Origin of the sequence: Bradyrhizobium sp., assembly GCF_049691595.1 — a bacterium.
Classification (GTDB): Bacteria; Pseudomonadota; Alphaproteobacteria; order Rhizobiales; family Xanthobacteraceae; genus Bradyrhizobium.
On sequence record NZ_JBAVNZ010000378.1, the window covers coordinates 1 to 4,617 of the forward strand.

The following is a 4,617-nucleotide window of genomic DNA, read 5'->3' on the forward strand; positions in this document are numbered from 1 at the left end:
CATCGTCGTCAGCGTGGTCGTCACCGCCGCGCAGACCGAGACCATTTTGTTTGGCGCCAATGGCGTCGCCGAATCGCTCGCCAAGGGCGCGGTGTTCGTCTCCTCGGCGACCATGGACCCGGACGTGGCCCGGCGGCTGGCGAAGCAGCTCGAGGCCACGGGGAGGCACTATCTGGATGCCCCGATCTCCGGCGGCGCGCAGCGCGCGGCGCAGGGGGAACTCACCATTCTCGCCTCGGGTAGCCCGACCGCTTTCGCAAGCGCGCGGCCCGCGCTGGATGCGATGGCGGCAAAACTCTACGAACTCGGCGACGCCGCGGGGCAGGGCGCCGCGTTCAAGATGATCAATCAGTTGCTGGCCGGCGTCCACATCGCCGCCGCCTCCGAAGCCATCACTTTCGCGGCCAGGCAGGGCCTCGATATCCGCAAAGTCTATGAGGTGATCACGGCCTCCGCCGGCAATTCCTGGATGTTCGAGAACCGCATGCCGCATGTGCTGGACGGCGACTACGCCCCGCGCAGCGCGGTTGAGATTTTCGTCAAGGACCTCGGCATCATCCAGGACATGGCGCGCACGGCGAAGTTTCCGGTGCCGGTGGCGGCCGCGGCATTGCAGATGTTCTTGATGACAGCGGCCTCCGGCATGGGCCGCGACGACGATGCCTCGGTGGCGCGGATGTATGCCCGCGTCACCGGCACGCATTTGCCGGGCGAGCCGAAATAGCAGCGAACCGAACAAGAGGACAGCGATGCCCCGTTTTGCCGCCAACCTTTCGATGATGTTCAACGAGGTGCCGTTCCTCGAGCGTTTTGAGGCGGCGGCGAAGGCCGGCTTCACCGCCGTCGAATTCCTGTTTCCCTACGATCATCCGGCCGAGGAAGTGGGTCGACGCCTGCGTGCCAACGGCCTGACCCAGGCGTTGTTCAACCTGCCGCCGGGCAACTGGGACGCCGGTGAAAAAGGCTTTGCCGCGCTGCCGGAACGTTTTGACGATCTCCAGCAGAGCCTGCGCACCGCGCTGCCCTATGCGCAGGCCACCGGCGTCAAGCGGCTGCACCTCATGGCCGGAATCGCCAGCCGAAGCGACAGCAAGGCGGTCGAGGCGTTTTATAAATCGGTGGCATGGACGGCGGAATTTTTCGCGCCCCACGGCCTCGATGTCGTGATCGAGCCGATCAACCCGCGCAACGTGCCCGGCTATTTCCTCAACGATTTCGGCTTCGCCCGCGACCTGATCGTCGAACTGAAAATTCCGAACCTCAAACTGCAGTTCGACATCTATCACTGCCAGATCATCCATGGCGACGTCACCATGCGGCTGCGCGAGATGATGCCGATCATCGGCCACATCCAGATCGCCAGCATTCCCTCGCGGAACGAGCCTGACGGCGAGGAACTGAACTATCCCTTCGTGTTCGCCGAGCTCGACCGGCTCGGCTATGGCGGTTTCGTCGGCTGCGAATATAATCCGCGCGGCAACACCACCGACGGCCTTGGCTGGTTCAAGCCTTATGCCGGAGTGAAGCCGTGACATTGGCGCTGGGCTGCATTGCCGACGACTACACCGGCGCGTCCGATCTCGCCAACACGCTGACCCGCTCGGGCCTGCGCACGGTGCAGACCATCGGCGTGCCCGCAGGCGATCTCAAGCTGCCCGAGGTCGACGCGGTGGTGGTGTCGCTGAAAAGCCGCTCGATCGAAGCTGGTCTCGCCGTGACGCGCTCGCGCGCGGCGGAAAAATGGCTGCGCGGCCGCGGCGCCGGGCACGTGCTGTTCAAGATCTGCTCGACCTTCGATTCCACCGATGCCGGCAATATCGGCCCGGTGATGGACGCGCTGCGCCAGGATTCCGGCGACGCGATCGTGCTGGTGACGCCGGCTTTCCCCGAGACCGGCCGCACCGTCTATCAGGGCAATCTGTTCGTAGGCTCCGTGCCACTGAATGAAAGCCCGCTGAAGGACCATCCGCTCAATCCGATGCACGACTCAAATCTGGTGCGGGTGCTGGCGCGCCAGAGCCGGATCAAAGTCGGGCTGGTCGATCTCGCGACCCTTGCGCGCGGCGCGGATGCGGTGCGGGCGCGGCTCGCCGATCTCGCAGGCCAGGGGTTTGGCGCCGCCATCGCCGATGCGGTGTTCGACCGCGACCTGGAGACCATCGGCAGCGTGGCGCTGGATCACCGGCTTTCCGTCGGCGCCTCCGGCATCGGGCTTGGCATCGCCCGCGCGCTGGTCGCCTCGGCCAGGGTCAAATCGCATGCGCCGAGCGACATCCCGGAAGCGCCGGTCGGCGGACCGGCGGCGTGCCTTGCCGGCAGTTGTTCGCAGGCCACGCTCCAGCAGATCGCCAAGGCCGAGCAGGTGATGGCTGTGCTGCACCTTGATTCTGAAAAGACCATCACGGGAAAAACTGAAGCACAGCAGGCACTTAGCTGGGCCAATGAACACCTTGGTCAAGGTCCGGTTCTGATCGTCTCCAGTTCGACGCCGGACCAGGTCGCAGCCTTGCAGGCGCGCCATGGCCGCGACGCCGCCGGCCACGCGATCGAGCAGGCGATGGCCGATATCGCCGAGGGGTTGGTCCGGTCTGGTGTCCGGCGGCTGGTGGTAGCGGGCGGGGAGACCTCGGGCGCGGTGGTGGATCGCCTGAAAATTCCCGGCTTTCTGGTCGGTCCTGAAATCGCCGCCGGCGTGCCGGTGCTGCGTGCGGTCGGCGTCAGCAATGGCGCGATGCTGCTGGCGCTGAAGTCCGGCAATTTCGGGGGACCGGAGTTTTTCTCCGACGCGCTGAAGCTGATGCGCTGAGGGTCGCGGCGGTAACGCACAAGAAAAGGCGGGCTTGCGTGCCCCGGACGCAGCGCAGCGCGTAAGCGGTGCGCTGCTGAGCCGGGGCCCAGACTACGAACTCGATGTGATCCATCTCGATGTGATCCTTGGGTCCCGGCTCTGCGGAGCAGCGCGAAGCGCGCTGCACCGCGTCCGGGACACGAGTTCAACCTACCCGCCACTCCAGCACGCCATCGTCGGCGGTGACGATATCGCCGGTTGAGCCTACCGGCGTGCGGTCCATGTTTTGCAGATGCTTCAGCGTCGACGTATCTCCGGCCGGCACCCGGGCGAGCGCGCGGGCATTGTCGGCCGTCCGCATCATCACCACACCGTGCTCGACATCGCCCTTGCCGCCATAGATCACCGTAAAACTCTCGACCGTGCCCTTGCCCTTGGCCTCGGTCACGAAGTCCGGCACCTTGCCGCGATGCCGGTCGGCCTCGGCCTGCACGCTGGTATCCTGCGAAAGCGGCTCCTTCGGCGCCTGCCGCGACAGCACCAGCGCGTGATGCTTGGTGACGAAACCGCCCTGGCCGTAGAGCAGGCCGAGATTGCCGCCGCCCCGCAGCTTGCGCACCATCGCGCAGGCCGCGTGTGTCATATAGGTGTTGAGCGGCGCGCCGAAGAAGGTCAGCCCGCCGGTCACCGTCGGCTGCACGTCGGGGCCGAGGCCCAGCGTCCGCCGCGCCATCTTCGGCACGCAGGGAAAGCAGCTATACAATTCGATCGCATCGAATTTTTGGCCATCGCCCTCGACCAGATCCATCGCCGCCTTGAGCACGGCATTCTGCGGATGGCTTTCGAAGAACTGGTCGCGGATCAGATAATCGCGCGGCTCTTCCGCCGATGCGCCGCCCCAGGGATAGATCAGCTTTTCTTTGGCAATGCCGGCGGCGCGGGCCTTGGCGAGGCTCGTCATCAGGATCGCGCCGCCCATGTTGACGGTCGGATTGGCCACCATCAGCTTGGTGTAGGGCCAGGCGATCAGCCGGTTGTCGGGCGAGGGCGTGGTGATCTCATCGGAGGTGAAGGTTTTCTTCAGCCACGCGTTCGGGTTTTGCGACGCGACGCTCGAATATGTCGACCACAACTGGCCGGATTCGGCCAGCGCCTCGCGCGGGGTCTGGCCCCAATGCGCCGAGGTCGCGGCCTCGTACAGCGGGTAAACCGTGATCGGCCGGAACACGCCGAGCTTGACCGCCATCGGTTTCTGGAATGCCGCGCTGCGTTTCGGTTCTTCCACGTCATGCGCAAACGGCGTCCACGGCAGTGCGAGGCCCGCCCGCCCAGCCTTGGTCGCGGTCGATTGCGCCTCGGCGCCGCACACCGCGGCGACATGGCATTCACCGCGCGCGATGCGTTGCGCGGCCTCATGCAGATAGCGGATCGGGCTCTCGCCGCCGACCGGGCCAAAACAGGCGTGCGCCGGCGCGATGCCGAGACGGTCGGCGAGCTGTTTTTCCGGATCGCGATAGCGCCAGCTCAGGAAATTGACGATGTCGAGCGAGCCGATATCGCCGAGCAACTTTGCGCCGCTGTCCGTTTCTGCCCGCCTCAGCGCCTGCTCGAGCAGGTCGAGCGGCTCCAGTCCTTCAGCGATTTCCTTCGGCCGATCGACGATTTCGCCGACGCCGACAATGACGGGGATGCGCTGGTCGGGAGCAGGGGATTGCGACATTTCTTGTTTCACTGTTGAGATAGTTGAATTCGCCCCGTTCCTCGTCATTGCGAGGAGCACTTGCGACGAAGCAATCCATTCTTCCTCTACGCGGCACGATGGATTGCTT

4 protein-coding genes are annotated in these 4,617 nt (G+C 65.3%); 3 read left to right on the plus strand and 1 reads right to left on the minus strand.

Annotation, left to right across the window (positions count from 1 at the left end; all coding sequences use genetic code 11):
• The 3 genes from ltnD to otnK all read left to right on the plus strand — a co-directional run.
• Positions 1-724 (plus strand): L-threonate dehydrogenase (gene ltnD / locus WCE35_RS16430; RefSeq protein WP_424594387.1); only part of this gene is annotated, 724 nt, incomplete at its 5' end.
• 25 nt (positions 725-749) lie between these two features.
• A complete protein-coding gene (otnI, locus tag WCE35_RS16435) occupies positions 750-1,532 on the plus strand; it encodes a 2-oxo-tetronate isomerase (protein ID WP_424594388.1) in 783 nt (260 codons plus the stop codon).
• Positions 1,529-2,806: a 3-oxo-tetronate kinase gene (otnK, locus tag WCE35_RS16440; RefSeq protein ID WP_424594389.1), complete on the plus strand. Its 1,278-nt coding sequence runs from the start codon at positions 1,529-1,531 to the stop codon at positions 2,804-2,806. Before otnI ends, otnK begins: the two co-directional genes overlap by 4 nt.
• Before the next feature lie 187 nt (positions 2,807-2,993).
• Here the strand turns inward: otnK and WCE35_RS16445 are convergent, their stop codons facing one another.
• Entirely contained in the window at positions 2,994-4,508 is a 1,515-nt protein-coding gene (locus WCE35_RS16445; protein ID WP_424594390.1) for an acetyl-CoA acetyltransferase, read from the minus strand.
• Positions 4,509-4,617 lie beyond the last annotated feature (109 nt).

Bases quoted from the DNA above. Each gene is read 5' to 3' on its own strand.
- otnI (WP_424594388.1), top strand. From the start codon at position 750: ATGCCCCGTTTTGCCGCCAACCTTTCGATGATGTTCAACGAGGTGCCG.
- WCE35_RS16445 (WP_424594390.1), bottom strand. From the start codon at position 4,508: ATGTCGCAATCCCCTGCTCCCGACCAGCGCATCCCCGTCATTGTCGGC.